The organism is Paraclostridium sordellii, assembly GCF_000953675.1.
In the GTDB taxonomy this organism is placed as follows: domain Bacteria; phylum Bacillota; class Clostridia; order Peptostreptococcales; family Peptostreptococcaceae; genus Paraclostridium; species Paraclostridium sordellii.
This window is the reverse complement of record NZ_LN679998.1, coordinates 3,391,752-3,392,018: the sequence shown is the minus strand read 5'-3', so window position 1 is coordinate 3,392,018 and position 267 is coordinate 3,391,752. Positions and strand designations below refer to the sequence as shown.

General features: G+C 45.3%; 2 tRNA genes. Both read left to right on the top strand.

The features are described from left to right. Positions 1-89: transfer RNA gene (locus ATCC9714_RS16715), tRNA-Leu, on the top strand. Positions 90-98: 9 nt separating this feature from the next. Next, a tRNA-Ile gene (locus tag ATCC9714_RS16710) sits at positions 99-175 on the top strand. Positions 176-267 lie beyond the last annotated feature (92 nt).

Sequence of the window (267 nt, the reverse complement as noted above, 5' to 3'; positions counted from 1 at the left end):
GCCGAAGTGGCGGAACTGGCAGACGCACAGGACTTAAAATCCTGCGGGACTTACCTCTCGTACCGGTTCGATTCCGGTCTTCGGCACCATGTATAAGTGGACCTTTAGCTCAGTTGGTTAGAGCGCCCGGCTCATAACCGGTAGGTCCGGGGTTCGAGTCCCTGAAGGTCCACCACTTAAGAACTTTGAAAATTAAACAGTAGGTTAATTATATAAATTCTTTTTAAAGAATTAAACAACAAACAACCAAGCCAGATATTCAGATAA